The sequence below is a fragment of the Ameyamaea chiangmaiensis genome, assembly GCF_013376175.1.
Classification (GTDB): domain Bacteria; phylum Pseudomonadota; class Alphaproteobacteria; order Acetobacterales; family Acetobacteraceae; genus Ameyamaea; species Ameyamaea chiangmaiensis.
Genome location: NZ_JABXXR010000003.1, coordinates 1 through 26886, shown reverse-complemented (window position 1 = coordinate 26886; position 26886 = coordinate 1). Strand labels below are relative to the sequence as shown.

Here is a 26886-nt window from a genome sequence, read left to right as displayed (position 1 = left end):
GATGGCGCCTTTTAGCGGTGAATGCCCGGATTTACCACAAAAAAAGACCAGTGCGACTCGCGTCGCACTGGTCTTTTTCACGATTCGACGCCCAGAGCGCCGAACGCCCTTTTACTCGGCGGCGCGCGGCGTGCCGGTGGCCTTCAGACGCTGACGATCCTGGCTTGCCGCCACGGCCCGCAGCTTATTCATCACGCTGCCGGTGCCGGCCGGGATCAGACGCCCGACGATGACGTTCTCCTTCAGGCCGTTCAGCGTGTCGACCTTGCCCGCAGTTGCGGCCTCGGTCAGAACGCGCGTCGTCTCCTGGAACGACGCGGCCGAGATGAACGACTGCGTCTGCAGGGACGCCTTGGTGATGCCCTGAAGGACCGGCATTGCCACCGCCGGGCGCTCACCCGCGTTGAGACGCTTCGTATTCTCGGCCTCGAACTCGATCCGGTCCGCCGTCTCGCCGATCAGATAGGTGGTATCTCCCGGCTCGAGGATCTCGACCTTCTGCAGCATCTGCCGGACGATGACCTCGATGTGCTTGTCGTTGATCTTCACGCCCTGCAGTCGATAGACGTCCTGAATTTCGTTCACGAGGTAGTCGGACAGAGCCTCCACCCCCATGACCTTCAGGATGTCATGCGGCACGCGCGGACCGTCGACCAGCGGATCGCCCTTCTGGACGAAATCGCCTTCCTGCACCGAGACGTGCTTGCCCTTCGGGATCAGGTAGTCCGTCTCTTCGCCGGTCTCGTCGTTCTTCACGATGATACGGCGCTTGGCCTTGTAGTCCTTGCCGAACTCCACGCGACCTTCGGTCTCCGCGATGATCGCGTGATCCTTCGGACGGCGTGCCTCGAACAGTTCTGCCACGCGCGGCAGACCACCCGTGATGTCACGCGTCTTGGAGCCCTCGCGCGGGATACGGGCCAACACGTCACCGGCATGCACGGTCGCGCCATTCTCCACCGACAGCAGCGAATCGGGCGACAGGAAATAGCGTGCATCGTTACCGTTGGCGAGCTTGACCACCTCGCCCCTCGCGTCCTTGAGCTGCAGACGCGGACGCAGATCGACCCCCTTGGACGCCTGCTTGTAGTCCACGACCACCTTCGACGTCAGGCCGGTCACCTCGTCCATCCGCTCGACCAGAGTGATCGAGTCGATCAGGTCGAGATACTCGACCGTGCCAGCCTGCTCGGTGATGATCGGGAGGGTGTAGGGATCCCACTCGGCCATCTTCTGCGCGCGTGCGACCTCGACCCCATCGTCGACCAGAAGACGGGCACCGTACGGCACACGGTAACGGGCACGTTCGGTGCCCTTCTCGTCCGTCAGCAGGATTTCGCAGTTACGCGACATCACGACCGGGACGTTCTGGCTGTTCTGCACCACGTTGCGGTTACGGATCGTGACCTTGCCGTCGCGCGAGGCCTCAACCATCGACTGTTCCGCGCCGCGGGTCGCCGCACCGCCGATGTGGAAGGTACGCATGGTCAACTGCGTGCCGGGTTCGCCGATCGACTGCGCCGCGATCACGCCGACGGCCTCACCGATGTTCACCGGCGTGCCGCGCGCAAGGTCGCGGCCATAGCAGTGGCCGCATACGCCGACGCGCGAGTCGCAGGTCAGGACCGAGCGGATCAGCACGCTCTCGACCCCGGCCTTCTCGATCGCCTCGGCCTCGGCCTCTTCGACTAGGGTGTTGCGCGGATACAGAACCGCACCGGTCGCCGGCTCGACGACGTCGGCGGCCAGCGTGCGGCCCAGGATACGCTCCGACAGCGACGACACGACTTCGCCGCCATCCATGACGGCACGCACGGTCAGGCCGCGTTCGGTGCCGCAGTCTTCCTCGACGATGATGCAGTCCTGAGCCACGTCGACCAGACGGCGCGTCAGGTAGCCCGAGTTCGCGGTCTTCAAAGCCGTGTCCGCCAGTCCCTTACGGGCACCGTGGGTCGACGTGAAGTAATCGAGAACCGACAGACCTTCCTTGAAGTTCGCGATGATCGGCTGCTCGATGATCTCGCCCGACGGTTTAGCCATCAGGCCGCGCATACCCGCAAGCTGCTTCATCTGCGCCGGCGACCCACGCGCGCCGGAATGGCTCATCATCCAGACCGAGTTCGTCGGCTTGCCAATCTCCTGACGGGAGATCTCCTTCATCATCGCGGCCTGCACCTCATCGGTGCACCGCGACCATGCGTCGACGACCTTGTTGTAACGCTCGCCGGCGGTAATCAGGCCGTCCTGATACTGCTGCTCGAACTCCTTGATCTCCGCCGCTGTCCGCTCGACCAATTCCTTCTTCGCATCAGGGATGATCATGTCATCCTTACCGAAGGAGATGCCGGCCTTAGCTGCATGACGGAACCCGAGGCCCATCAGGCGGTCACAGAAAATGACGCACTCTTTCTGGCCGCAGTGACGATAGACCGCGTCGATCACGTCCGAGACGTTCTTCTTGGTCAGCTGCTTGTTGATCAGCGTGAACGGAATTGCATGATGACGCGGCAGGATCTGCGCGATCAGCATGCGGCCCGGCGTCGTGATGAACGACTGCAACACGGACTTGCCATCCGCGTCGACCGTGTCGAAACGCGCGCGGATCTTGTCGTGCAGCTTGATCGCGCCCGTCGTCAGCGCATAGTCGATCTCGCCGATCGAGGCAAAGGACGACGCGCCCTGAACCGTCAGCTTGCCGTCGGCATCGTACTCGTTCTTGTCCGGCGTCACGCCGAACTCGGGCACCTCGAGGCTGAGATAGTACAGCCCGAGCACGATGTCCTGCGACGGCACGATGATCGGCTTGCCGTTCGCGGGGCTGAGGATGTTGTTGGTCGACATCATCAGCACACGCGCTTCAAGCTGGGCCTCCAGGCTCAGCGGCACATGAACGGCCATCTGATCGCCGTCGAAGTCCGCGTTGAACGCGGTGCACACCAGCGGATGCAGCTGGATCGCCTTACCTTCGATCAGGATCGGCTCGAACGCCTGGATGCCCAGGCGATGCAACGTCGGCGCGCGGTTGAGCATCACCGGATGTTCGCGGATAACCTCTTCCAGGATATCCCAGACTTCCGGACGCTCCTTTTCCACCATCCGCTTCGCGGCCTTGATGGTCGTGGCGTGCCCATAGAGTTCGAGCTTGGAATAGATGAACGGCTTGAACAGCTCGAGCGCCATCTTCTTCGGCAGACCGCACTGGTGCAGCTTCAGCTCGGGACCGACGACGATCACCGAACGACCCGAATAGTCGACACGCTTGCCGAGCAGGTTCTGACGGAAGCGGCCCTGCTTGCCCTTGAGCATGTCGGACAGCGACTTCAGCGGACGCTTGTTGGCGCCCGTGATGGCCCGGCCGCGGCGGCCGTTGTCGAACAGGGCGTCAACCGCCTCCTGCAGCATGCGCTTTTCGTTGCGCACGATGATATCGGGCGCGCGCAGCTCGATCAGACGCTTCAGACGGTTGTTACGGTTGATGACGCGGCGATACAGGTCATTCAGGTCCGACGTCGCGAAGCGACCACCGTCCAGCGGCACCAGCGGGCGCAGTTCGGGCGGGATGACCGGCACAAGATCCAGAATCATCCATTCCGGCTTGGAGCCGCTCTCGGCGAAGGCCTCGACCAGCTTCAGACGCTTGACCAGCTTCTTGCGCTTGGCCTCGGAGGTCGTCTCCTTCAGTTCCTGACGCAGATGGACCTTCTCGGCATCACAGTCGATGCGGGCGAGCACCTTCTTGATGGCCTCGGCGCCGATCCCGACCTCGATGCCCTCGTCGCCGTACTCGTCCATGACGTCGACATACTGGTCTTCGTTCAGCAGGCTGTACTGCTTCAGCGGCGACGTGCCCGGCTCGAGAACCACGTAGTTCTCGAAATACAGGATCTTTTCGAGATCCTTGAGCGTCAGGTCCACCATCAGGCCGATGCGCGAGGGCAGCGACTTCAGAAACCAGATGTGCGCCACGGGGCTCGCGAGTTCGATATGGCCCATGCGCTCGCGGCGCACCTTGGCCAGCGTGACTTCCACGCCGCACTTCTCGCACACGATGCCGCGGAACTTCATCCGCTTGTACTTGCCGCACAGGCACTCATAGTCCTTGATCGGACCAAAGATGCGCGCGCAGAACAGGCCGTCACGCTCCGGCTTGAACGTGCGATAATTGATCGTCTCGGGCTTCTTGATCTCGCCGAACGACCACGACCGGATCTGCTCGCTCGACGCAAGCTGGATCTTGATCTGGTCGAAGCTCTGGCTCTGGCCGGTCTGGCCGAGAATTTTCATGAGTTCATTCATGCGCCGAAAACCCCCTGAGGGAACAGGACAGGGCATGCTCGCAGCACCCCTGTCCCAGTAAAGAAAAACGAACCGGACGACACAGCAGGAGGGTTCACCCTCAAACCGACCCCTGCTCCAGATCGACATTGAGACCGAGCGACTTCAGTTCCTTGATCAGAACATTGAAGCTCTCCGGGATGCCGGCCTCGAAATCGTCCTGCTCGCGCACGATGGCTTCATAGACCTTGGTACGCCCGGACACGTCGTCGGACTTCACCGTGAGCATTTCCTGAAGCGTGTAGGCCGCGCCATACGCCTCAAGCGCCCACACTTCCATCTCGCCGAAGCGCTGCCCGCCGAACTGCGCCTTACCGCCCAGGGGCTGCTGGGTAACAAGCGAGTACGGACCGATCGAACGCGCATGGATCTTGTCGTCGACCAGGTGATGCAGCTTCAGCATATAGATGTAGCCGACAGTCGTGCGCCGCTCGAACGGCTCGCCCGTGCGCCCGTCGATCAGCTGCGACTGACCCGACGTGTCCACGCCCGCCTTCGTCAGCATCGCCTCGATATCGGGGATCGACGCTCCATCGAACACCGGAGTCGCAATCGGCACGCCCTTGCGAAGGTTGTTCGCCAGCTCGAGCAACTGCTCGTTCGGCAGCGTCGCGATGTCCTCTTCAAACACCGTCTCGCCATAGACGCTCTTCAGCTCGTCCAGCAGCTCCATCTTGCGTTCGCCGGTGCGCTGGTAGTCGTCCACCAGATCACCGATCCCCCGACCGATATTCGCGCAGGCCCAGCCGAGATGCGTCTCGAGGATCTGACCGACATTCATGCGCGACGGCACGCCCAGCGGGTTCAGCACGATGTCGACCGAGGTACCGTCCTCAAGGAACGGCATGTCCTCGACCGGCACGACGCGCGAGACCACACCCTTGTTGCCATGACGTCCGGCCATCTTGTCGCCCGGCTGCAGCTTGCGCTTCACCGCCACGAACACCTTGACCATCTTCATGACGCCGGGCGGCAATTCGTCACCGCGCTGCAGCTTCTCGACCTTGCTGTCGAAACGCGCGTTGATGCGCTTGATCGTCGCATCGAACTCACGCTTCAGCGTCTCGATCTCGGCCACCGCCGAATCCGATGCCACTACGATCGTGCGCCAGACGCCGCGCGGGTGCTCGTTCAGCACCTCATCGGTGATGACCGTGCCCGACTTCACGCCCTTCGACCCCGCAGCCGCGGTCTGGTCCAGAAGACGCTCGCGCAGACGGTTGTAGAACGAACGCTCCTGAATCGCGCGCTCGTCGTCGCGGTCCTTGGACAGACGGTCGATCTCGGCACGCTCGATCGCCATCGCGCGCTCGTCCTTGTCGACGCCGCGACGCGAGAACACGCGCACGTCGACGATCGTGCCCGTCGTGCCCGGCGGCAGCTTGAGGGACGTGTCGCGCACATCGGACGCCTTCTCACCGAAGATGGCGCGCAGAAGCTTCTCTTCCGGCGTCATCGGGCTCTCGCCCTTCGGCGTCACCTTGCCGACCAGAATGTCGCCTGGGTTCACCTCGGCCCCGACATACACAATGCCGGCTTCGTCGAGGTTACGCAGTGCTTCTTCGCCCACGTTCGGGATGTCGCGGGTAATTTCCTCCTGGCCCAGTTTGGTATCGCGGGCCATGACCTCGAACTCCTCGATATGGATCGAGGTGAACACGTCATCGCGCGCGATACGCTCGGAAATCAGGATCGAATCTTCGAAGTTGTAACCGTTCCACGGCATGAACGCGACCAGCACGTTCCGGCCCAGCGCCAGTTCACCCAGCTCGGTCGACGGACCGTCCGCGATGATGTCGCCAGCCTTCACCCGGTCACCGACATAGACCAGCGGACGCTGGTTGATGCAGGTCGACTGGTTGGAGCGCATATACTTGCGTAGACGGTAGATATCGACGCCCTGCGTCGCACCCGTCTCGTCGGTGGACCGCACAACGATGCGCGCGCCGTCGATCTGGTCGACCACGCCGTCGCGACGGGCCACGATCGTCGCACCGGAATCGTGCGCAACAGCCGCTTCCATGCCCGTGCCGACCAGCGGCGCGTCCGAACGCACCAGCGGCACAGCCTGACGCTGCATGTTCGAGCCCATCAGCGCGCGGTTCGCGTCGTCGTTCTCAAGGAACGGGATCAGGGCGGCGGCGACAGAAACGAGCTGCTTGGGCGAGACGTCACAGGCCGTGACCTCCTCCGGCTTGACCAGACGGAAGTCGCCGCCACGACGCACCGACACCAGCTCGTCGGTCAGGGCGCCGCTTTCCGCGTCCTGCTTAGCGTCCGCCTGCGCGACGATCAGCTTTTCCTCTTCCATGGCGGAGAGGTACTTCCAGCCCGACTGCAGCACCCCATCCTTCACCAGGCGATACGGCGTCTCAATGAAGCCGTACTTGTTCACCTTGGCATAGGTCGCCAGCGAGTTGATCAGGCCGATGTTCGGCCCTTCCGGCGTCTCGATCGGGCAGATACGACCGTAATGCGTCGGATGGACGTCACGTACCTCGAAGCCGGCGCGCTCACGCGTCAGACCACCCGGTCCAAGCGCCGAGAGACGACGCTTGTGGGTGACTTCCGACAGCGGATTGGTCTGGTCCATGAACTGGCTGAGCTGGGAGGACCCGAAGAACTCGCGCACGGCGGCGGCGGCCGGCTTCGCGTTGATCAGGTCGTGCGGCATGACGGTGTCGATATCGACCGACCCCATCCGCTCGCGGATCGCGCGCTCCATGCGCAGCAGACCCAGGCGATACTGGTTTTCCATCAGCTCGCCGACCGAACGAACGCGACGATTGCCCAGATTATCGATGTCGTCGATCGTGCCCCGGCCGTCCTTCAGCTCGCACATGATCTTGACGGTGCGCAGGATGTCGTCCTTGCGCAGCACACGCATCGTGTCCGGCGCATCGACCTCCAGCCGCATGTTCATCTTCACGCGACCAACGGCCGACAGGTCGTAGCGGTCGGAGTCGAAGAAAAGGCCCTGGAACATGGCCTCGGCCGTCTCCGGGGTCGGTGGCTCACCGGGACGCATGATGCGATAGATGTCGATCAGCGATTCATCACGTGACTGGTTCTTGTCGACCGTCAGCGTGTTGCGGATCCACGGACCATTCGCCGCATCGACCGCCAGAGTCGGCAGAGACGTAAGCCCCGCGTCCTCCAACGCCGTCAGACGCGCTTCGGTCAGTTCCTCGCCGGCCTCGGCGTAGATTTCACCCGTTTCCGTGTTGACGATGTCCTGCGCCACGAAGCGACCCAGCAGATCAGCCCGACCGACAAGAACGACCTTCGTGTTCTCTGCAATCTGACGCACCTTGCGGGCGGTCAGCTTGTCACCCTCGGCCGCCACCTCTTCGCCCGTGTCGGCGTCATACAGCGGCGACAGCAGCTTGACGTTGCGGAAGGCTTCCGGCGTGAACGGACGTGCCCAGCCCTTGGGCAGCTTCTCGAACACTACCTGCCCGTAGAAGTAGCCAAGGATTTCGTCCGCATCCATGCCACGAATATCCATGGCATCGACATCACCGCCCTCAGCCGCCTTGGCAGCGCGCGCAGCGATAGAGTTCCGGCCCTCGAGCGCACGCAGAAGCGTGGTCACCGGCAACTTGCGCTTGCGATCGATACGGACGTAGATCAGGTCCTTCGCATCGAACTCGAAGTCCAGCCAGGAGCCGCGATAGGGAATGACGCGCGCGGCAAACAGATACTTGCCCGACGAATGCGTCTTGCCCTTGTCGTGGTCGAAGAACACGCCGGGGCTGCGGTGCATCTGGCTGACGATGACGCGTTCTGTGCCGTTGATGATGAACGTGCCGTTGTCGGTCATGAGCGGCATGTCGCCCATGTAGACCGGCTGCTCCTTGATATCGCGGATGGAGCGCGAGCCGGTGTCCTCGTCCACGTCCCAGACGATCAGGCGCAGGATGACCTTCAGCGGCGCCGCGAAGGTCAGACCGCGCTGGATGCACTCCTCGACGTCATACTTCGGCTCTTCAAGCTCATAGCTGACGAACTCGAGGCGACCGCGACCCGCGAAGTCGTTGATCGGAAACACCGAGCGGAACACTTCCTGCAGACCGGCCTGCTGGCGGCTGTCAGGCGCGACGTTCATCTGCAGGAACGCCTCGTAGCTCGCGCGCTGCACATCGATCAGGTTCGGCATCGGTGCGATTTCGGGGATGCGCCCGAAGCTCTTGCGGATCCGTTTGCGCCCCGTGAAGGATTTCGTAATGGCGTTCATCGTCTATCCTACCCCGCACTAACACCAGATTTTCGAGCCGCCGGTGATGGCGGGTTTCCCCGCGCCGACGGCCGGAAGGTCCGGCCCGTTGTCCACATCGCCCAGGCCATAACGCCTGCCCGTCCAAGGGAGCCGACGGGAAACACACCCCCGAACGGCGAAGCGGGCGGGAACCGAGACGATTCCCACCCGAACTTCAGATCGATATCGTTGGACGACACCCCGAGGGGCGCCGTCCGGCGATCGTCGAAATCACTTAACTTCGACGGTCGCCCCGTTGTCCTCGAGGACCTTCTTGATCTTCGCGGCTTCGTCCTTGCTGACGCCTTCCTTGACGGTCTTCGGCGCGCCTTCGACCAGATCCTTGGCTTCCTTCAGACCCAGACCCGTGATGCCACGGATTTCCTTGATCACGTTGATCTTCTTCTCGCCGGCAGCGGCCAGGATCACGTTGAACTCGGTCTGCTCTTCGGCAGGCGCGGCAGCGGCGGCGGCCGGAGCGGCAGCAGCGGCAACCGGAGCGGCAGCGGAAACGCCCCACTTCTCTTCGAGCAGCTTCGACAGCTCGGCGGCCTCGAGAACGGTAAGGGCGGACAGCTCGTCAACAAGCTTGGTCAGATCGGCCATGGTAATTTTCCTAATGTATAGACTGGTTGGTTCAGCGCAACCCCACACACGGCGGCGTCACGCAGGATTCTGTGCGCCCGGGCCGTTGCCGCCCCAAAGCGCTCGTTGTCAGGCTGCTTCCGCGTCGCCCGCCTTGGCATAGGCGCCGAAGACCCGAGCGAGCTGCCCTGCCGGTGCCTGAACGACGCTGGCAATGCGCTGAGCCGGCGTGGAGATAAGCCCCACCAGCTGTGCGCGCAGCGTGTCCAGCGACGGGAGCTCGGCCAGCGCTTTGACACCGTCGGTGTCAAGCGTCTGGCTGCCGAGCGATCCGCCGAGCAGAACTAGCTTTTCATTGGTCTTGGCGAACTCGACGATCACCTTGGCCACGGCCACCGGGTCGGCCGACCACGCAAGCGCGGTCGGACCCTTCAGCAGCGGCGCGATGCCGTCGAACTGGGTCCCATCCAGGGCGAGAGTGGCCAGCCGGTTTTTCGCGACCTTGTAAGTCGCACCAGCCGCGCGCACACGCCGCCGCAGATCCGTCACATCGGCAACCGTCAGCCCGTCATTGCGGGTGACGACAACCATCGACGTCTCGGCAAACACGCCCGCGAGGTAGGCGACAAACGCCCGCTTCTCCGTACGGTCCAAATCCCGTCTCCATCATGATCCGCCGGAAGGCCGGCAGACCGGGTTGCCCAAGGGAAGGTTTCCCCTCCCGCTCGCCTGTCCGCGATTCCTGGGAACCACCAGCCAACGGGACACATCCCGAAACCGGCACTCCCGCCTCCTGCGCGCAAGGGTTGCCCCTCATTATGGACACGTCCACGTGCAGTCTCGGACAGGTCGGAAAAGACGGGGCGGCCAGGCCGCTCGCCCTCCCTGTGCGCCGCCCCGGACTAGCCGGAGCGACGTCATCTTCGATCGATCAGGCCGCGGAGAAGCCCGCGACGTCGACGCGCACACCCGGACCCATGGTCGACGACAGGGCCGCCTTCTTCAGGTAGGTGCCCTTCGCGCCAGCCGGACGCGCCTTCTGGACCGCATCGACAAGCGCGCGAATGTTCTCAGCAAGCTTGTCAGCTTCGAACGAGGCCTTGCCGACACCGGCGTGAATGATACCGGCCTTCTCGGCGCGATATTCGACCTGACCCGACTTGGCCGCCGTGATCGCGCCCTTGACGTCCATCGTGACGGTGCCGAGCTTCGGGTTCGGCATCAGACCACGCGGGCCGAGGATCTTACCCAGACGACCGACCAGCGCCATCATGTCCGGCGTCGCGATGCAGCGATCGAAGGCGATCTCGCCGGCCTGGACCTTCTCAGCCAGGTCTTCCGCGCCGACCACGTCGGCGCCAGCGGCCAGAGCCTCTTCCGCCTTCGGCCCACGGGCGAACACGCCCACGCGCAGGGTCTTGCCCGTGCCGTTCGGCAGCGAGATCAGACCACGCACCATCTGGTCAGCATGACGCGGATCGATGCCGAGGTTCAGCGAGATCTCGATCGTCTCGTCGAACTTGGCTTTCGCGTTCGTCTTCACCAGCGCAATGGCGTCGGCGAGGTCGTACGTCTTGTTTGTGTCGACAGCCGCGCGGGCGGCGGTCAGGCGCTTGTTGCTGGCCATCAGATCAGCCCTCCACCACCGTAAGGCCCATCGACTTGGCGGAACCGGCGAGCATGCGCACCGCGGCGTCCAGGTCGTTGGCGTTCATGTCCTTCTGCTTCTCCTCGGCGATCGCGCGCAGCTGCGCGGTCGTCACCTGGCCAACAGGGGCGGACTTGCCGACCGTCTGCGAGCCCTTGGAGATCTTGGCCGCCTTCATCAGGAAATAGGTGTTCGGCGGGGTCTTGGTGATGAAGCTGAAGGTACGGTCGGCGAACGCCGTAATCACGACCGGAATGGGCATTCCGGGCTCGAGATTCTGGGTCTTCGCGTTGAATTCCTTGCAGAACTGCATGATGTTCAGACCGCGCTGACCGAGCGCGGGACCAACCGGCGGCGAAGGATTGGCCTTGCCGGCCGGAATCTGCAGCTTGATGTAGCCAACAATTTTCTTGGCCATATCCGGGACTCCTTAGAGGTTGTCGTTCCCGAACCGCGGTTCACACGAACAGGCTGCCGATAGCGGCGCCCTGCCCTCCCGCGTTTCGCTTGAGCGCGGGGCCTTAGCGGCTCTTCGCCCCCTGTGTCAAGCCCCCGCGCGTCAGGTCATCGGCGCTTGGCGGCGTGTCGACCGGAATTCCCCCCGTCGGCCGGGGATGATGCAGCCCGTCATATTGCAGCGGCCCGAACGGATCGATCGTTTTCGTGCCCGGCAATTCCGCCCGCGACCAGCCACCGCCAAGGGCCCGAATCAGACGAACCGTGGCCTGAAGATGCTCGGCCTGCACCTTGACCTCCGCGATTCGGGCGGTCAGCGCCGCGACCTGCGCCACCACGACATCGAGATAGTTCGTCAGGCCACCGGTGTAGAGCGCCATGGACATGCGCTGCGTGCGCATCGCGGCACCGACCGCCTGTTCCTGCTGCTGGGCCTCGGTCTGCAACCGGGTCCGCAGGCTCAACCCGTCCTCGACATCCTGAAAGGCGTCCAGGACCGTCGCGCGGTACTCGTCCTGCGCCTGCCGGTACTGCGACCAGCTACGCTGCAGCTCCGCGCGGCGCAGCCCCCCCTGGAACAGCGGCAGGACCGCCCCCACGCCGAACTGGTACATGGCGTTCGACAGGCTGGCGAGATCGAAGCCGTTATCCATGAAGCCGGTCATGGCATTGAAGGTGATATGCGGATAATAGGCCGCCCGCGTGATCCCGATCGCCCGGTTCGCCTGCTCCACCGCCCGTTCGGCGCCCGCGATGTCGGGACGGCGCTCCAGCAGCGTCGAAGGCACACCCGCGCCCAGAGCCACGGGACGGAACGACAGGGACGGAACGGGTTCCAGGTGAAACGCCCCCGGCGCCACGTTCACCAGCACGGCGATCGCGTGCTCCAGCACCGAGCGCTGCGCCAGAATGTCGGTATCGGCAGCCTGCGTGGCATAGAGCTGGTTCTGCGCGCGTGAGACGTCGATGCCGGCGGCGATGTCGCCCGCCTGCCGCATCTTCGTGATCTGCACCGCCGTCTGATAGTAGGCGATCGAATCCGTATACACCGCGTGCTGGGCATCCAGACCACGCAGCGCCATGTAATCGGTCGCCAGTTCGGCCTGGATGCTCAGACGCGCGAGGGCATAGTCCGCCGCCTTCTGCTGGGCATAGGCCTTGCGGACCCGGGTCTGGTTGCGGATCGAGTCCCAGAAATCCGGCTCCCACGACGCCGCCGCCCAATACTGTTCGGACGACATGTAAATCGGGCCCGTGGCCGTTCCGCCGCGGTACAGCCTCTTTCGGGAACTTTTGTACTTATAGCCGCTCGCCCCGCCGGTAAGCTGCGGATAGAGCTTCGACTCCGCCTCCCGCGCGATGTCGCGCGACTGCGTGAAGGACTCCGCTGCGGCGTTGAGATCGGGGTTGGCCTCCGTCGCCTGCGCCTCCAGCCGATCCAGCACCGGATCACCGAACATGGTCCACCAGTCCGGACGCAAGGCGGCATCATCGGGATGCGCCGTGCGCATGACCGGGTCCTCCCCCCACGCCGCCGGCAGGGTCAGTGCGGGCGGGTGATAGGCCGGGGCCAGATCGCATCCCGACAGCAGGGCCAACATGGCGCACCCCGGCACCAGGACGGCACGGCGTGTCCCGCGCAGCACGCGGAGCGTGGACAGAGGCCTCATCGCCGCCCTCCGGCCTCCGGCGCGGCATTATCGATCGGCATAGCCCGCGTATCAGAGTGCTCTGCCGGCGGTGTGACACTTTGTGTCGGAGCGTTGTACCCCGGCGTGCCGTCAACCACGCGCACTTCCTCGCCATCAAGCAGCCCGGCCGACGGGCTGCTGATAATACGGTCGGTGGGCTTGAGGCCACTGATCACCTGCACCGACTTGCCCAGGTTCGTACCGACCTGGACGTCGCGCAGTCGCACACGATTGTTTTCATCTACGAGAGCGACCTGCATGCCTTCCGCCCGGAAAAGCAGCGCGCCCACCGGCACAATCAGAATGGAGGGGTCGGACGGGGCCTCGAAATGGACCATGGCGAACGAGTCGGGCCAGAGTTCGCGCTTGTCGTTTTCAACCGCCAGTTCGGTGGTCACTGTGCGCGAGGCGGCGTTAAACGCGCTCGCCGTGGCGAGATAAGTCGCATGGAAGACGCGGCCCGGATACTGCGGCACCTTCAGGGTCGCTGTCATCTTCGGCGAGATGATATCCGCGTAGTCCTGCGGAACCGAGACGAAAACACGCATGCGATGCACGTCGGCCACGCTATACAGCTCGGTCGCCGTCCCACGGGAACCGACATCGCCACCGCCAGCATTCACGTAGTCACCGATATCAGTCGTACGCGACGTCACGACACCATCAAACGGCGCTACCAGCTTCTTGAAGCCCTCAAGTGCCTCGAACCGGGCGACTTCGTGCCGGGCGGCCTCCACCTGCGCCTGCTGGGCTTCGGCGTTGGCCGCCTGAACGTCGACTTCCTGCTGCGAGACCGCCTGCGTGCCCTGCAGCGCCTTCCAGCGCTTGGCCGTGATCACCGCGAGCTTGTAGCGCGCCATGGCCACGTCAAAATTCGCCTTTGCCGCCGCATATTGGGCGTCGAGCCCTGGTGTAGAGATCGTCGCCAGCACATCGCCGGTTTTCACATCGGCGCCGAAGTCCTTGTACCACTTATCGACGTAGCCGGAGACCTGGGCGTAAATCGGCGCCTGATACCAGGCCCGAATGTTGGCCGGCAGGTCCAGCGTACGCACCGGCGGCCCATGCTGGGGCGCAATCAGATGCACGCGCGGCAGGGCCCCGTCCTGGGTCTGACGGTCGACCGCGTCAAAATGCAGACGTCGTTCGACAATCCCACCCACAGCCAGCACGACCGCGACCACCACGACCACGCCGCCCAGCAACCTGCCCCGGCCGGACCGGTGCTGCGGACCGGATCCGTTGGGCCCAGCCCCATGCGCGCCACTCATCGCTGATCTCCTTCGGCACCGGCGTGCCTCTTGCCATGCACGATGGCGAAAACACAGGGAACGAACAGAAGCGTCGCGCAGGTCGCGACCAGAAGGCCGCCCATGACCGCACGCCCGAGCGGCGCGTTCTGGGAATTACTCAGCGACATCGGCAGCATGCCCACGATCATCGCGAGCGCCGTCATCATCACGGGCCGGATACGCTCGAAGCCCGCCTCCGCCGCGGCGAGGATGGCATCGCCATGCTCGTCCATCCGTTCGCGGGCGAACGCCACGACCAGAATGGCATTCGCGGTGGCCGTGCCCATGCACATGATCGCACCCGTCAGCGCCGGCACCGACAGCCGCGTCCCGGTCAGGAACAACGCCCAGCCGATACCACCCAAAGCCCCCGGCAACGCCGTGATGATGACGAAGGGGTCCAGCCAGGACTGGAAGTTTACCACCACGACCAGATAGATCAGCAGGATCGACATCGCGAGACCGCCGATCAGTTCAATATAAGCGCTGTTCATCGTCGTGGCCTGACCCCGGATGGCCAGCGATGAGCCACGCGGCAGGTCCCCGCGCGCGGCTTCCACCACCCGACCGACCTCGCGCGATACCGCGCCCAGATCCAGGTTCTCCGCCGACACATAGATGTCGAACACCGGCATGATGTTGTAGTGATCGACTTCGCCCGGCGTGCCGCTGTGCACGATCCGGCTGACCGCGCCAAGGATCTGCGGCGCCAGATTGTTCGGGTTGCCGTCGCCGTGATCGATGGGGATTTCTTCCAGATCATGCAGCGTCTGCAGGAAGTTTGGCGGCGTCTGCACGTCCAGAAGATGCGACACCCCCGTCTTGGGATCGAGCCAGTAGACCGGCGCGACCTGCCCGCTGCCCGACAATGTCGCCAGAGCGTTGTTGGCAACGTCGACTTCGGTCAGGCCCGTGCCCAGGGCGAACGACCGGTGGGCGTTCACCCGAAGCGTCGGCGTGGTCATCGTCTCCTGAACGGAGACGTCGGTCGCCCCCGTCACGCGACGCAACTTGGCCGCCAGATGATTGGCGAACCGGAAATTGGAGTCGAGGTCACGGCCGACCACCTGCACGATGATCGGTGCGGGCATGCCGAAATTCAGGATCTTGGCGGTCAGGTCAGCCGGCTGGAAGGTGAATTGCGTGCCCGGAAAGCGCTGGACGAGACCCCGGCGAAGCGTCTGGCGATACTCCGCGACGGGCGACTGCTCATTACGCAGCGAAATCGTCAGATCACAGTCCTGCGTGCCGATCGTGGGAGTCGGAATATAGGCCTGGTTCAGCTGACTGAACGGCAGGCCGCAATTGTCCACGATGTTCTCGACCTGACCCGGCAGGAGACGCTCGATCTCCTGATTGACCAGCACCGCGACCTTGCCCGCCTCCTCGATGCGATAGCCCAGAGGCGCGCGCATGTGCATCTGAAGCTGGTTCGAGTCGATCTCGGGGAAGAAGTCCTGCCCCACGAAGGCCAGCAGCCCGGTCGACAGCACAGCCGCCACGAAAAATACGCCAACGAACAGACCGCGTATTCCGATCAACCCTTCGAGCAAATGGCGATACGCATGACGGAAACGCTGGAAACGCGCCTCGAAGCCAGCCTGAAAGCGCCCGAACACACCCTTCTGCGGAGCATGCCCATGCTTGGCCGCATGATGAGCCGCCACCTGTGCGGGCAGAAGAAAGGCCGCCATCGTGGGCACCAGCGTCCGCGACAGGATGAAGGATGCAATCATCGCGAAAATGATCGCCTCGGCCATCGGCATGAACAGCCAGCCCGCGACGCCGTCGAGTTCGAACAGTGGCATCCACACGATGCAGATGCAGGTCGTAGAGACGAAGGTCGGAATGACGATCTGGTTGGCCGCGTCGATGATCGCGGTTTCCAGGTCCTTGTCCATCTCCAGGTGGGTATCGATGTTTTCGATCATCACGGTCGCGTCGTCGACCAGAATACCGACGGCCAGAGCCAGACCACCCAGAGTCATGACGTTGATCGTCTGACCGACCCAGTTCAGGCAGATAATGGAGCATAGCATCGCCAGCGGGATCGACGTCGCGATAATCAGGGTCGAGCGCCACGATCCAAGGAACAGCAACACCACGATACCGGTCAGGAACGCCGCGGTGACCATCTCACGCACGACATCGATCACCGAGTCCTTCACGAAGGTCGAGGCATCGCCGATAACGTCGATATGCACGCCCTCCGGCAGGGTATTGATGATGCCCGGCAGAAGACTTTTGACGCCATTCACGACGGCAAGAGTCGACGCGTCGCCACTCTTCATCACCACGATCAGCACGGCCTGCTGACCACGGACCAGCACCGCGTTGGTCTGGGGCGGACCGCCCGAGTGCACCCAGGCCACATCGCGCAGATACACAACGGAATTACCGATCTGCTTGATCGGAATATTATTGAACGTGTCTATTTCCAGCGGCGTCGCGTTGGTCTGGACCATGAAGTCCATCGGACCGATCTTCTGGTCACCGGCGGGCAGCACCACGTTCTGCTTGTTCAGGGCAGCCGCCACATCCTCGGCCGACAGGTTGTGCGCCAGCATCTTGTTCTGGTCGAGATCGACCATGATGTTACCCGGTGAACCACCATACGGATTGGGAATGGCGGCACCCGCTACCGACACCAGCGACGGCCGAATCAGGTTCGACGACATGTCGTACAATTCGGATGCCGTCAGACGGTCCGACGACACCTGCAGCGTCAGCACCGGCACGGACGAGGCGTTATAGGTCACGATCAGCGGAGGGGTCATCCCGGTAGGCATCTGCTTGATGACCGTCTGCGAGACCGAGGTGATCTGGGTCTGCGCCACCGAGGTATCGGTCCCCGGCTGAAAGAACACCTTGACGATGCCGCGCCCGTAATACGACGAGCTCTCGATATGTTCGATATTGTTGACCGTCGCGGTCAATGCGCGCTCGTAGTAATAGACGACGCGACCGGACATATCCTCAGGCATCAGCCCGGTATAGTTCCATGCGATCGCCACGACGGGTATCTTGATGTTGGGAAACACGTCGGTTGGCGTCTTGAAGATCGACTGTACCCCGAACACCAGGATCAAGATCGACAGAACGACGAATGTATAGGGCCGCTTCAGCGCGGTAACGACGATCGCGTTCATGGATACAATCTGATCCTCATGCGGACAGGTCCCTCCTGCATTGAGGGTGGCTTACAGGCCATGCTGCCGGGCGGAAATGAAATTCTCGTTTAATGCCGCACCACCGGGCGCGGCATCTCGGGGAACGACACACGAAAACGTGTGCCGGGCGATGCGGCCCGACCGTCCCCGGCGTCGATCGACAGGGTCGCGCCGTGCAGGGCGGCAATCGCCGACACAAGGCTCAGCCCCAGCCCGCTTCCCGGGACATGGCGGCTCTTGTCGGACCGATAGAACCGGCTGAGCACCGCGACGCGCTCGGACTCCGCAATACCGATGCCGGTGTCGACCACACTCGACTCCGGCCCGGTCGCCGTGACCCGGACCACCAGCTTGACCGTGCCCGCGTCGGGCGTGAACTTGATCGCATTGTCGATCAGATTGGCGTACAGTTCGACCAGCAGGTCGCGGTCGCCATGTGCCCAGACCGGCACGGCCGGCACCACCAGATGCAGCCCGATCGCTTTCGTTTCCGCGATCGGTTCATACAGATCGACGATGTCAGCGGCGATCTGGCACAAATCCACGGTCCCAAAGCCCGCACGGCGGCGGCCGTTCTCGATCTCGCCGATCCGCAACAGGGCGGTGATGACGGAAAAGCACTGATCCAGATCGTCACCCGCCCGCGCGATCCCCTCGCGCAGTGTGTCGATGTCGGTCGAAGTGGTCAGCGCACGCTCCAGGCGGACGCGCACACGCGTCAACGGCGTGCGTAGGTCGTGGGCGATGTCGTTGCCCACGTTGCGAATCTCGTCGAGCAGATGTTCCAGGCGATCGAGCATGCGATTGACGCTGCCCGCCAGACGCTCCAGATCGTCCCGCTCACGCGCGACGGGCAGACGCTCGTGCAGGTCGCCACCCATGATCCGGTCGATGGCCTCATGCATGGTCTTGACCCGTGACAGCGCGCGATGGCTGAGCACCACCCCCATCAGCAGCGCAAACGCCACGGTGGGCACGATCGACAGCCACATCGCCCGCCGCGTCATCACCTCAAGCTCGCCCAGCATATGCAGGCTGCGGCCCAGAACCAGAATCCGCCCCTGATCCACCGGGACCGCCAGGAAACGCATCGCGTAGGGTTCGTCTTCCGGCGCGCGGACGGTGATCTGCCGCACGACATGATCGGGCTTCAGGCCGTCGGGGATGAGTTGCAGGTCGCCGACGATATAGTGACCATCGGCGTCGAACAGGCCGATATCGTTGATGACGATGCGCAGATCGTCGGTCGCCCGATGCTGGATGAGATATTCGAGCCGCGCGGCCGGCTGCCGGGCGAGGATCTCGGCCTCACGATGCAGCATCGCCTCCGAACGCCGCGCCTCGAAATGGGTCATCTGCATATACAAGAGCAGGAACTGGGCCAGCATCGCCGCCACCATCGCGCCGGCTACCATCAGAGTCAGGCGGAATGTCGCGGTCCGGAAAAGCTCAATCCGGGACATGAAACATGAAACCCACGCCGCGAATGCTCTGGATCAGCGCGGGTTCGCCGGGGGCGTCGACCTTGCGCCTCAGCTTGCCGATATGAACGTCGACCAGATTGGTCTGGGGGATGAAGCGGTAATTCCACACTTCCTCGAGCAGCATCGTGCGCGTCAGCACCCGGTCGGGCCGGCGCACCATATATTCCAGCAGACGGAATTCACGGGGCAGCAGTTCGATCGGGCGACCGTCCCGCGTCACCGCGCGTTCGATCAGGTCGATCTCCAGCGGCCCCACACGCAGCATCGTCGCGCGCGTGTCGTTCGGGCGGCGCAGCAGCGCCTCCAGCCGGGCGGCCAGTTCCTCCATCGCGAAGGGCTTGGTCAGGTAATCGTCACCACCCGCGCGCAGCCCGCTGACCCGGTCATCAACGGCCGACAGCGCCGAGAGGACAAGCACCGGCGTCGTGACCTGCTGGCTGCGCAGGGTCTCGATGACCGTCAGCCCGTCCATCTGCGGCAGCATTCGGTCCACGATCATCACGTCGAACGTCTCGGCCTGAGCCGCGGCCAAACCGGCTGTGCCCGTCGCCTCATGCCGCACGACGAAGGATCGCGCGCGCAGATCATCGCTGATCTCGTCCGCGATCCGCTCGTCGTCTTCGATAAACAGCACGCGGGGGCCCGGTTGCGGCTCCGGCGTCGAGGCTGCGACCTGATCCGTCATGGCGCCATACATGACGCGTCCCCGTCGTCGCCGACACTAAAATCTGTTTGAAACTCCGCCCCCGCGCCCCCGGGCCGCCCCCGGGTCGCCGGGGCTTCCTCCACCGCGTCCAGCCCGCGCAGTTTCTGCCCCAGCACGCGGGTGCGGGTGCGCGCCTCCTCGATCGAGGTGCTCATCGCCGACGCATTGCGCGCCAGACGGTCCAGCACCGTGTCCATGCGCACCATTTCCTGCCGTGTCTGCCCCAGCAGGCGCGCGATCGCGTCGGTACGCTCTTCCAGCGCGAGCGTGACATAGCCGAGATGGATGGTGCGCAGCATCGCCGGCATCAGGGCGGGCCCCATGACGATCACACGGCTGGTGCGGCCGATCTCGTCGATCAGGCCCGGTACACGGGCGATTTCGGCATACAGACCGTCGGTCGGCAGATACAGAACGGCGAAATCGACCGTCACGGGCGGCGTGATGTACTTGGCGGCGATCTTGCGGCTTTCCATGCGCATCGCCGCCTCCAGCGATCGCCGCGCCGTGCGCTCGCCCTCCGCATCCCCCCGCTCGGCCGCGTCCAGCAGACGCTCGTACGCCTCGAGGGGAAATTTCGAATCGATCGCCAGCCACTGCGCACCGCCGCCCCGCACCGGCATGCGCACCGCGAACTCCACCACCTCGCGCCCGTCGCCCAGCTTCATGTTGCGGCCATACGCCCCCGCGGGCAGCACATCATCCAAAATGGCACCCAGTTGCGCCTCCCCCCAGCCACCACGCGTCTTCACATTGGAAAACAGGCGCTTGAGGTCGCCGATCTGGGCAGTCATGGCCGTCACCTCGCCCATGGCCTTCTGCATCGCGCTAAATTGTTCGATCACCCTCTGGAAAGAGGTCTGCATCTGGCGCTCGACCGCCTTGTGCAACTGCTCATTCACCGCAGCGCGGATCGTCTCGAGCTGTGCTGCCGTCTGCTGGGCCATGTCGCGCAGCGCCGTCTCCTGCGCCAGCCGTGCTTCCCCCTGCGCGCGTGACTGGCTGAGCGCCAGTGCGCCAAGCCTCTCGGCCAGTTCGTGGCGCACCTGTTCCAGCCGCGCGGTCAGCGCGCGCTCCGTCTCGGCCTGACGGGCGCCGTCACGCTCGACCATCACATACAGCCGCGCCAGCAGATCATCGTCACCCCGGCCGCCACGACGCCCGCGCGTCACTGCCCATACAAGGGCGATACAGACGATCAACGCGCACGACAGCGCGGCCACGGCGGGCAGAGAGACGGGAGAAAACAGGGAATCGGACACGACGGCAACCCACCGGAGAAGATGTTGTTCACTGTTTGTCTACATGATGCGCGCCCCGTCCTCCAGCCCCGGCCCGAAGGCGCTCGCCGGAGAGTGGCTCTGGACGTCGCGCGGCGGCTGGGTCAGAACAGCCAACGCGCACACCGAAACGTTTCCCGCCCGACACCAGACGCGGCACCGACCGCGGGGCACCCCACGAGGACACGACCGTTCATGCATGCCGCCTCCGTCACACCACCCTCGGGCAACGGCTCCCACCGTCTGTATCTGCAGGTGCTGGCCGCCGTCGCGCTGGGCGTCGCACTGGGGCACCTCGCGCCCGGCCTGGCCACGGCCCTCCAGCCGCTGGGCAACGGATTCATCGCCCTGGTCAAGATGGTCATCGCGCCGCTGATCTTCCTGACCGTGACCACCGGAATCGCCGGCATGGCGGGTCCGGCCTCGGCGGGGCGTGTGGCCGGACGCGCGCTGCTCTATTTCCTGGTGATGTCGACCGCCGCCCTGTTCGTGGGGCTGGCGGTCGGCAATCTGGTGCGCCCGGGTGCGGGCCTGCACGTCGATCCACACGCGCTCGACAGCCACGCGGTCAGCGGCTTCGTCGCCGCCGCCGAACACCACGACATGGTGGCGTTCTTTCTGGGCATCATCCCCGCCACGACGGCGAGCGCCTTTACCTCGGGCAATGTGCTGCAGGTCCTTCTAGTCGCCATCCTGTTCGGCGTCAGCCTGTCGCGCATGGGCGAGCGGGGCGAGCGCGTGCTGAGCCTGTTTCGCAGCCTGACCGAACTGACCTTCGGCGTGGTCGATATCGTGATGAAATTCGCACCGATCGGCGCGTTCGGCGCGATCGCCTTCACGATCGGGCGGTTCGGGCTGCATAGCGTGGTCGACCTCGCGCTGCTGGTCGGATCGTTCTACATCACCGCCATCCTGTTCGTGACGATCGCCCTCGGCCTCGTGGCCCGCGCCTGCGGCTTTTCGATCCTGCGGCTGCTGGTCTATCTGCGCGACGAACTGCTGATCGTGCTGGGCACGAGTTCCTCCGAAGCCGCCCTGCCGTCCCTGATGTCCAAACTCGAGCGGGCGGGTGCCAGCCCATCGGTCGTGGGGCTGGTCGTGCCGATGGGCTATTCGTTCAATCTCGACGGCACCAATATCTACATGACGCTGGCATCCCTGTTCATCGCGCAGGCCACGGGCATACATCTGTCGTTCGGCGATCAGATGACCCTGCTGGCGGTAGCGATGATCTCTTCCAAAGGGGCGGCCGGCGTGTCCGGCGCGGGTTTCGTGACGCTTGCGGCAACGCTGTCCGTGGTGCCGTCCGTGCCAGTCGGCGGCATGGCCCTGATCCTGGGCGTCGATCGCTTCATGTCGGAATGCCGCTCGCTGACCAACGTCACCGGCAACGCCGTGGCGACACTGGTCGTCGCCCGCTGGGAGGGCGTGCTCGACATGACCCGCCTGAACGCCGTCCTGCACCGCACCGCCCACACGACCTGAAAGCTTGTTCATGGACACCGCCGCCCGCCACGACCTGTCCCGCGACGCATCCGCTGCCGTCCCCCTGACCAACCTCGATCGCGTGCGCGGGATCTTCGCGGGGTCCGCCGGCAACCTGATCGAGTATTACGACTGGTACGTTTATTCCGCGTTCGCGCTGTATTTCGCGCATGCGTTTTTCCCCTCCGGCAGCCAGACCGCACAATTGCTGCAAACCACGGCCGTGTTCGCTGTGGGCTTTCTCATGCGCCCGATCGGTGGCTGGCTGATGGGGGTCGTGGCCGACCGTCACGGGCGGCGGCTGGCCCTCAGCGTGTCGATCGTCGTGATGTGCGCGGGCTCGCTGGTCATCGCCCTGTGCCCGGACTACGGCCACATCGGCGTGGCGGCCCCCGTGATTCTGCTGCTCGCACGCCTCGTGCAGGGACTGAGCCTCGGCGGCGAATACGGCGCCAGCGCGACATATCTGTCCGAAATCGCGCCACCGGGCCGACGCGGTTTCTTCGTCAGCTTCCAGTACGTCACGTTGGTGGCAGGCCAGCTTGTCGCACTGCTGGTGCTGCTGGTGCTGCAATTCGTGCTTCTGACGCCCGCCCAGATCGGGGCCTGGGGCTGGCGCGTGCCGTTCTTCATCGGGGCGCTTCTCGCCCTGCTGACGCTATGGCTGCGGCGCGGCATGCACGAGAGCGAACAGTTCACACAGGCCCATGCCGACGAAAGCCGCGGCGGTATCCGGCTGATGCTGCGGGACCCGACGGCCAGCCTGCGCGTGTGCGGCCTCACGCTGGGAGGCACAGTCGCGTTCTATACCTACACGATTTACATGCAGAAATACCTCGCCAACTCGCTCGGGCTGACGCGCGAGTCCTCGACCCTGATCTCGACCGGCACGCTGATCGTCTTCGCCATGCTCCAGCCGCTGATCGGCGCCCTGTCCGATCGCGTCGGGCGCCGGAGGCTGCTGATCGCGTTTGGCATCGGCGTGACCCTGGGCAACGTGCCGCTGATGCATGTGCTCGCGGCCACGCACAGCGCCTGGGCCGCGTTCGGGCTGATCTGTGCGGCGCTGGCCGTCGTCTCGCTCTATACGTCGATCAACGCCGTGGTGAAGGCCGAACTGTTTCCCGCCCGTGTGCGAGCGCTGGGGGTCGCGCTGCCCTATGCGCTGACCGTATCGGTCTTCGGCGGGACGGCGGAATATATCGCCCTGTGGTGCCGGAGCATCGGGCACGAAGGCTGGTTTGCCTGGTATGTGTCGGCCTGCGCCCTCGTTACCCTGCTGACCGCGCTGACGCTTCCACGCGAAGGCGAGGGCCAGCTGGACTGATGCCCACCCCTTCGTTGTCCGCGATCAAGGCTCCGCGTCCGCCGAACCGCTAAAGCCGACCCGTCCGCGCGGTTTGCCGTCCGGCGACCTGCGACCAAGGAGACTGAGAGGCGATGCCCGGATGCCTGCCACCCGACCCCACGGCATGACCGGCGCAGGCCTTCCCGCAGTGCTGCTGGCCGTGACGGGCCTTCTGGTCGGCCTCGACACCGGCCTGATTTCCGGGGCGCTCGACCCGATCGCCCGGCACTTCGCCATGGGCCTGACCGCGCAGGAACAGACGGTCTCGATCGTCATGATCGGGGCCGCGTGCGCGTCCTGGACGGCGGGTATCTGCGCGCGGCGGCTGGGTCGTCGACGCACACTCCGTCTCGCCCTGCTGTGCGCCCTGGCCGGGGCCGCGCTGTGCGTGACGGCCCCCTCGCCGTTGCAGATCATGGCCGGGCGACTGATCATGGGCGCCGCGATCGGGACATTCGCATTCCTGACGCCGCTCTATGTGGCCGAACTCGCGCCCGACCGTCTGCGCGGCCGTCTGATCTCCACCTACTCCCTGTTGCAGTCGGCGGGCATCCTGCTTGGCTATCTGACGGGCGCAGCACTTGATCCGGCGACGATGTGGCGCGTCATGATCGGCGTGCCCTTTCTTCCGGCGGCCCTTTTGCTGATCCTGTCGAAACTCGTGCCGGAAAGCCCGCCATGGCTGGTCGCGCAGGGACGCGTGCCTGACGCACGGGCGGTTCTGAGGCGCCTGCGGAACGACGCAACCATGGCGGAGCGCGAACTGACCGATATCGAGCGTGCGGGCGGCACGACGACCACGGCCGGTTTCGCGTTTCTGCGTGGTCACCCGTTTTTCCGACGGACGCTGATGCTCGGCATTGCCCTGCAGGTGTTTCAGCAGTTTTCGGGCGTCAACGTCATTCTGTACTATGCTCCCCGGCTGACCCGACAGGCGGGGGTGGCAGACGCATGGGTTCCTTGGGTGCCGGTGGCCGTCGGCGTGGCGAACGTGCTTGTCGGGGTCGTCGCGGTTCTGGTGGTGGACAGGCTGGGACGACGACGCCTGCTGATCGCGAGCTTCCTCATCATGGCCGTGGCCCTCGCGCTGTCGGCAGTCTGCGCGGGCGCGACCTTTGCCGGCGCGCCATGGGGTCTGATCGCCGGACTGGTGCTGTTCGTGATCGGTTTCGGCCTTGGTGCCGGCCCGGTCGTGTGGATGCTATGCTCCGAAATCCAGCCCGAGGAGGGGCGCGAGTTCGGGGTCGCGTGCTCCACGCTCGCGAACTGGATCGCCGACTGGCTGATCAGTTCGCTGTCCTCAATGTCGTGGCGGCCCTGGGGCTCGGGGCGTCCATGGGCGTTCTGGCCGCCCTCAACATGGCCTTCGCGGTCGTGGCATTCCTGATCGTGCCCGAAACCCGGGGTGTCCCGCTGCCCTGTATCGAGCGCAACCTCCGCGACGCCGACCGTCTGCGCGATCTGGGCCGCAGACGCCCGGACACCGTCACACCCGGCTGAGGACACCGGGCGGCTGCCTCAGACGGGCGCTGTGTCGGGCGCGACCTGCTGCGACTGTGCCGCGATCACCGCATGCGGACCGTCGGCGGACAACCCTATGACGGCAACGTCGTGGTCGCGCGCGCGCAGGCGCTCGATCACCCGGTCGAGACTACCCACCGCCGTGATGTCCCAGAAATGTGTGTCGGACACGTCGATGCGCACGTGCCGCGCCGTGTCGCGCAGATCAAACTGGTCGGCAAACAGGTCGGCGGACGCGAAGAACACCTGCCCGGACACGATGTAGGTCCGGGTGTCGGTCGCCGCATCGTAGGACGTGTCGACCCGCAGCACGCGCGAAGCCTTTTCGGCAAAGAACACGCCGCTCAGCAGCACGCCCACGGCGACACCCGCCGCCAAATCGTGCGTCGCCACGACAACCGCGACGGTGACGAGCATCACAACGCTGGACAGGCGCGGATGACGCGCCAGATCGCGCAGCGAGCCCCACGCGAAGGTGCTGACCGACACCATGATCATGATGGCGACAAGCGCCGCCACCGGCACCCGGGCGGCGAGCGGATGCAACACCACCATCAGCAGCAGCAGAAACGCGCCGGCCGTGAATGTCGACAACCGTCCGGACCCGCCGTAGCGCAGGTTGCCCACCGTCTGACCGATCATGCCGCAGCCCGCGATGCCGCCGAACAGTCCGACCGCCAGATTGGCCACGCCAAGCCCCCAGCTTTCCATGCGTTTGTCGCTATGCGTATCGGTCATGTCGTCGACCACGCTGGCCGTCATGAGGGATTCGAGCAGCCCCACCATCGCCATGGCCAACGCATACGGGGCCACGATCTCCAGTGTCGCCAGCGTCGCGGGCACGTGCGGCCACACGAGATGCGGCAGGCCGGTCGGCAGTGCCCCCAGATCGGCCACGGTGCGCACCGGCACAGGCCACGCCCAGGTCAGGCCGGTCAGCACCACGATACAGATCAGCGGCGAGGGGATCGCCGTTGTCAGTCGGGGGACGCCGTAGATGATGGCCAGACCCAGCGCGATCAGCGCATAGGTGTGCCAGCTCACATGCAGCATCTGTGGCACCTGGGCCGAAAAGATGAGGATCGCCAGCGCATTGACGAACCCGGTCCGGACCGAGCGCGAGACGAACCGCATCAGCACATGCAGCCCGAACAGCCCGAACACCACCTGGATCGCACCGGCCAGCAGGGTCGCGGCCAGCAGGTAGTCTATCCCGTGCGCGTGCACTAGGCTGGCCGCGACCAGCGCCACCGAACCGGCGGCACCCGAGATCATCCCCGGGCGACCGCCGACAAGGGCGATGGCGATCCCGATCACGAACGAGGCGAACAGCCCGACCTCGGGCGACACACCCGCCACGTAGGAAAACGCAATGACCTCGGGGATCAGGGCGAAGGTGCCCACCATGCCGGCCAGCACCTCGCGCGGCGCGTTGGCGCTCCATTGGGAGGCATAGGTTTTCGCGGTGATCATGATGTCCTTGTCACATATACAGGCATGGGTGGGCTCCGCAGGCTGGCGTGCGGGTCAGGGCGACGTCGACGCCGCCCCCCCGGCCGATATGTCCCCGTCCGCAACGGACGCGGATGAGTGCGTCAGTCCGCGCCGCGACCGTGCCCCGGGCGCC

General features: G+C 64.7%; 17 protein-coding genes. 4 read left to right on the top strand and 13 right to left on the bottom strand.

The genetic code is table 11. From position 1 onward, the window contains the following. Positions 1 to 111 precede the first annotated feature (111 nt). The 12 genes from rpoC to HUK82_RS00805 form a co-directional block, all read right to left on the bottom strand. Positions 112 to 4296: a DNA-directed RNA polymerase subunit beta' gene (gene rpoC / locus HUK82_RS00860; RefSeq protein WP_176612141.1), complete on the bottom strand. Its 4185-nt coding sequence runs from the start codon at positions 4294 to 4296 to the stop codon at positions 112 to 114. A 100-nt stretch (positions 4297 to 4396) separates the two neighbouring features. Then, positions 4397 to 8572, bottom strand: a complete 4176-nt coding sequence (rpoB, locus tag HUK82_RS00855; protein WP_176612140.1) for a DNA-directed RNA polymerase subunit beta — start codon at positions 8570 to 8572, stop codon at positions 4397 to 4399. Between the two features lie 252 nt (positions 8573 to 8824). Next, entirely contained in the window at positions 8825 to 9199 is a 375-nt protein-coding gene (rplL, locus tag HUK82_RS00850) for a 50S ribosomal protein L7/L12 (RefSeq protein WP_176612139.1), read from the bottom strand. A gap of 108 nt (positions 9200 to 9307) precedes the next feature. Next, positions 9308 to 9832 carry a 50S ribosomal protein L10 gene (rplJ, locus tag HUK82_RS00845; protein ID WP_176612138.1) on the bottom strand — a complete coding sequence of 175 codons (525 nt, stop codon included), beginning with the start codon at positions 9830 to 9832 and terminating at the stop codon, positions 9308 to 9310. A gap of 277 nt (positions 9833 to 10109) precedes the next feature. Further along, on the bottom strand, positions 10110 to 10805 hold the full coding sequence (gene rplA, locus HUK82_RS00840; RefSeq protein ID WP_176612137.1) for a 50S ribosomal protein L1: 696 nt from the start codon (positions 10803 to 10805) through the stop codon (positions 10110 to 10112). 4 nt (positions 10806 to 10809) lie between these two features. Next, positions 10810 to 11244, bottom strand: coding sequence for a 50S ribosomal protein L11 (gene rplK, locus HUK82_RS00835; protein ID WP_176612136.1), 435 nt, complete (start codon positions 11242 to 11244; stop codon positions 10810 to 10812). A 103-nt stretch (positions 11245 to 11347) separates the two neighbouring features. Further along, entirely contained in the window at positions 11348 to 12952 is a 1605-nt protein-coding gene (locus HUK82_RS00830) for an efflux transporter outer membrane subunit (RefSeq protein ID WP_176612135.1), read from the bottom strand. Next, positions 12949 to 14244, bottom strand: coding sequence for an efflux RND transporter periplasmic adaptor subunit (locus HUK82_RS00825; protein WP_176612134.1), 1296 nt, complete (start codon positions 14242 to 14244; stop codon positions 12949 to 12951). The genes HUK82_RS00830 and HUK82_RS00825 overlap by 4 nt, the downstream gene beginning before the upstream one ends. Next, positions 14241 to 17414 carry an efflux RND transporter permease subunit gene (locus HUK82_RS00820; protein WP_176612133.1) on the bottom strand — a complete coding sequence of 1058 codons (3174 nt, stop codon included), beginning with the start codon at positions 17412 to 17414 and terminating at the stop codon, positions 14241 to 14243. Before HUK82_RS00820 ends, HUK82_RS00825 begins: the two co-directional genes overlap by 4 nt. 89 nt (positions 17415 to 17503) lie before the next feature. Continuing rightward, complete coding sequence (locus HUK82_RS00815) at positions 17504 to 18898, bottom strand: sensor histidine kinase (RefSeq protein ID WP_176612132.1); 1395 nt, start codon at positions 18896 to 18898, stop codon at positions 17504 to 17506. Then, complete coding sequence (locus HUK82_RS00810; RefSeq protein WP_246495121.1) at positions 18885 to 19604, bottom strand: response regulator transcription factor; 720 nt, start codon at positions 19602 to 19604, stop codon at positions 18885 to 18887. Before HUK82_RS00810 ends, HUK82_RS00815 begins: the two co-directional genes overlap by 14 nt. Further along, positions 19601 to 20875 carry a DNA recombination protein RmuC gene (locus HUK82_RS00805; protein ID WP_176612185.1) on the bottom strand — a complete coding sequence of 425 codons (1275 nt, stop codon included), beginning with the start codon at positions 20873 to 20875 and terminating at the stop codon, positions 19601 to 19603. The genes HUK82_RS00810 and HUK82_RS00805 overlap by 4 nt, the downstream gene beginning before the upstream one ends. A 225-nt stretch (positions 20876 to 21100) precedes the next feature. Here HUK82_RS00805 and dctA point away from each other — a divergent pair, with 225 nt between their 5' ends. From dctA to HUK82_RS00785, 4 genes are all read left to right on the top strand, one after another. Further along, a complete protein-coding gene (dctA, locus tag HUK82_RS00800; protein WP_176612130.1) occupies positions 21101 to 22390 on the top strand; it encodes a C4-dicarboxylate transporter DctA in 1290 nt (429 codons plus the stop codon). A gap of 64 nt (positions 22391 to 22454) precedes the next feature. After that, positions 22455 to 23717 carry an MFS transporter gene (locus tag HUK82_RS00795; protein WP_373318287.1) on the top strand — a complete coding sequence of 421 codons (1263 nt, stop codon included), beginning with the start codon at positions 22455 to 22457 and terminating at the stop codon, positions 23715 to 23717. Positions 23718 to 23838: 121 nt separating this feature from the next. Next, on the top strand, positions 23839 to 25125 hold the full coding sequence (locus HUK82_RS00790) for a sugar porter family MFS transporter (protein WP_176612128.1): 1287 nt from the start codon (positions 23839 to 23841) through the stop codon (positions 25123 to 25125). Further along, positions 25098 to 25238: a hypothetical protein gene (locus HUK82_RS00785; protein WP_176612127.1), complete on the top strand. Its 141-nt coding sequence runs from the start codon at positions 25098 to 25100 to the stop codon at positions 25236 to 25238. The genes HUK82_RS00790 and HUK82_RS00785 overlap by 28 nt, the downstream gene beginning before the upstream one ends. An 18-nt stretch (positions 25239 to 25256) precedes the next feature. On the opposite strand, the gene HUK82_RS00780 is transcribed toward HUK82_RS00785, so the two are convergent. Continuing rightward, positions 25257 to 26732 carry a SulP family inorganic anion transporter gene (locus HUK82_RS00780; RefSeq protein ID WP_176612126.1) on the bottom strand — a complete coding sequence of 492 codons (1476 nt, stop codon included), beginning with the start codon at positions 26730 to 26732 and terminating at the stop codon, positions 25257 to 25259. Positions 26733 to 26886: the final 154 nt, after the last annotated feature.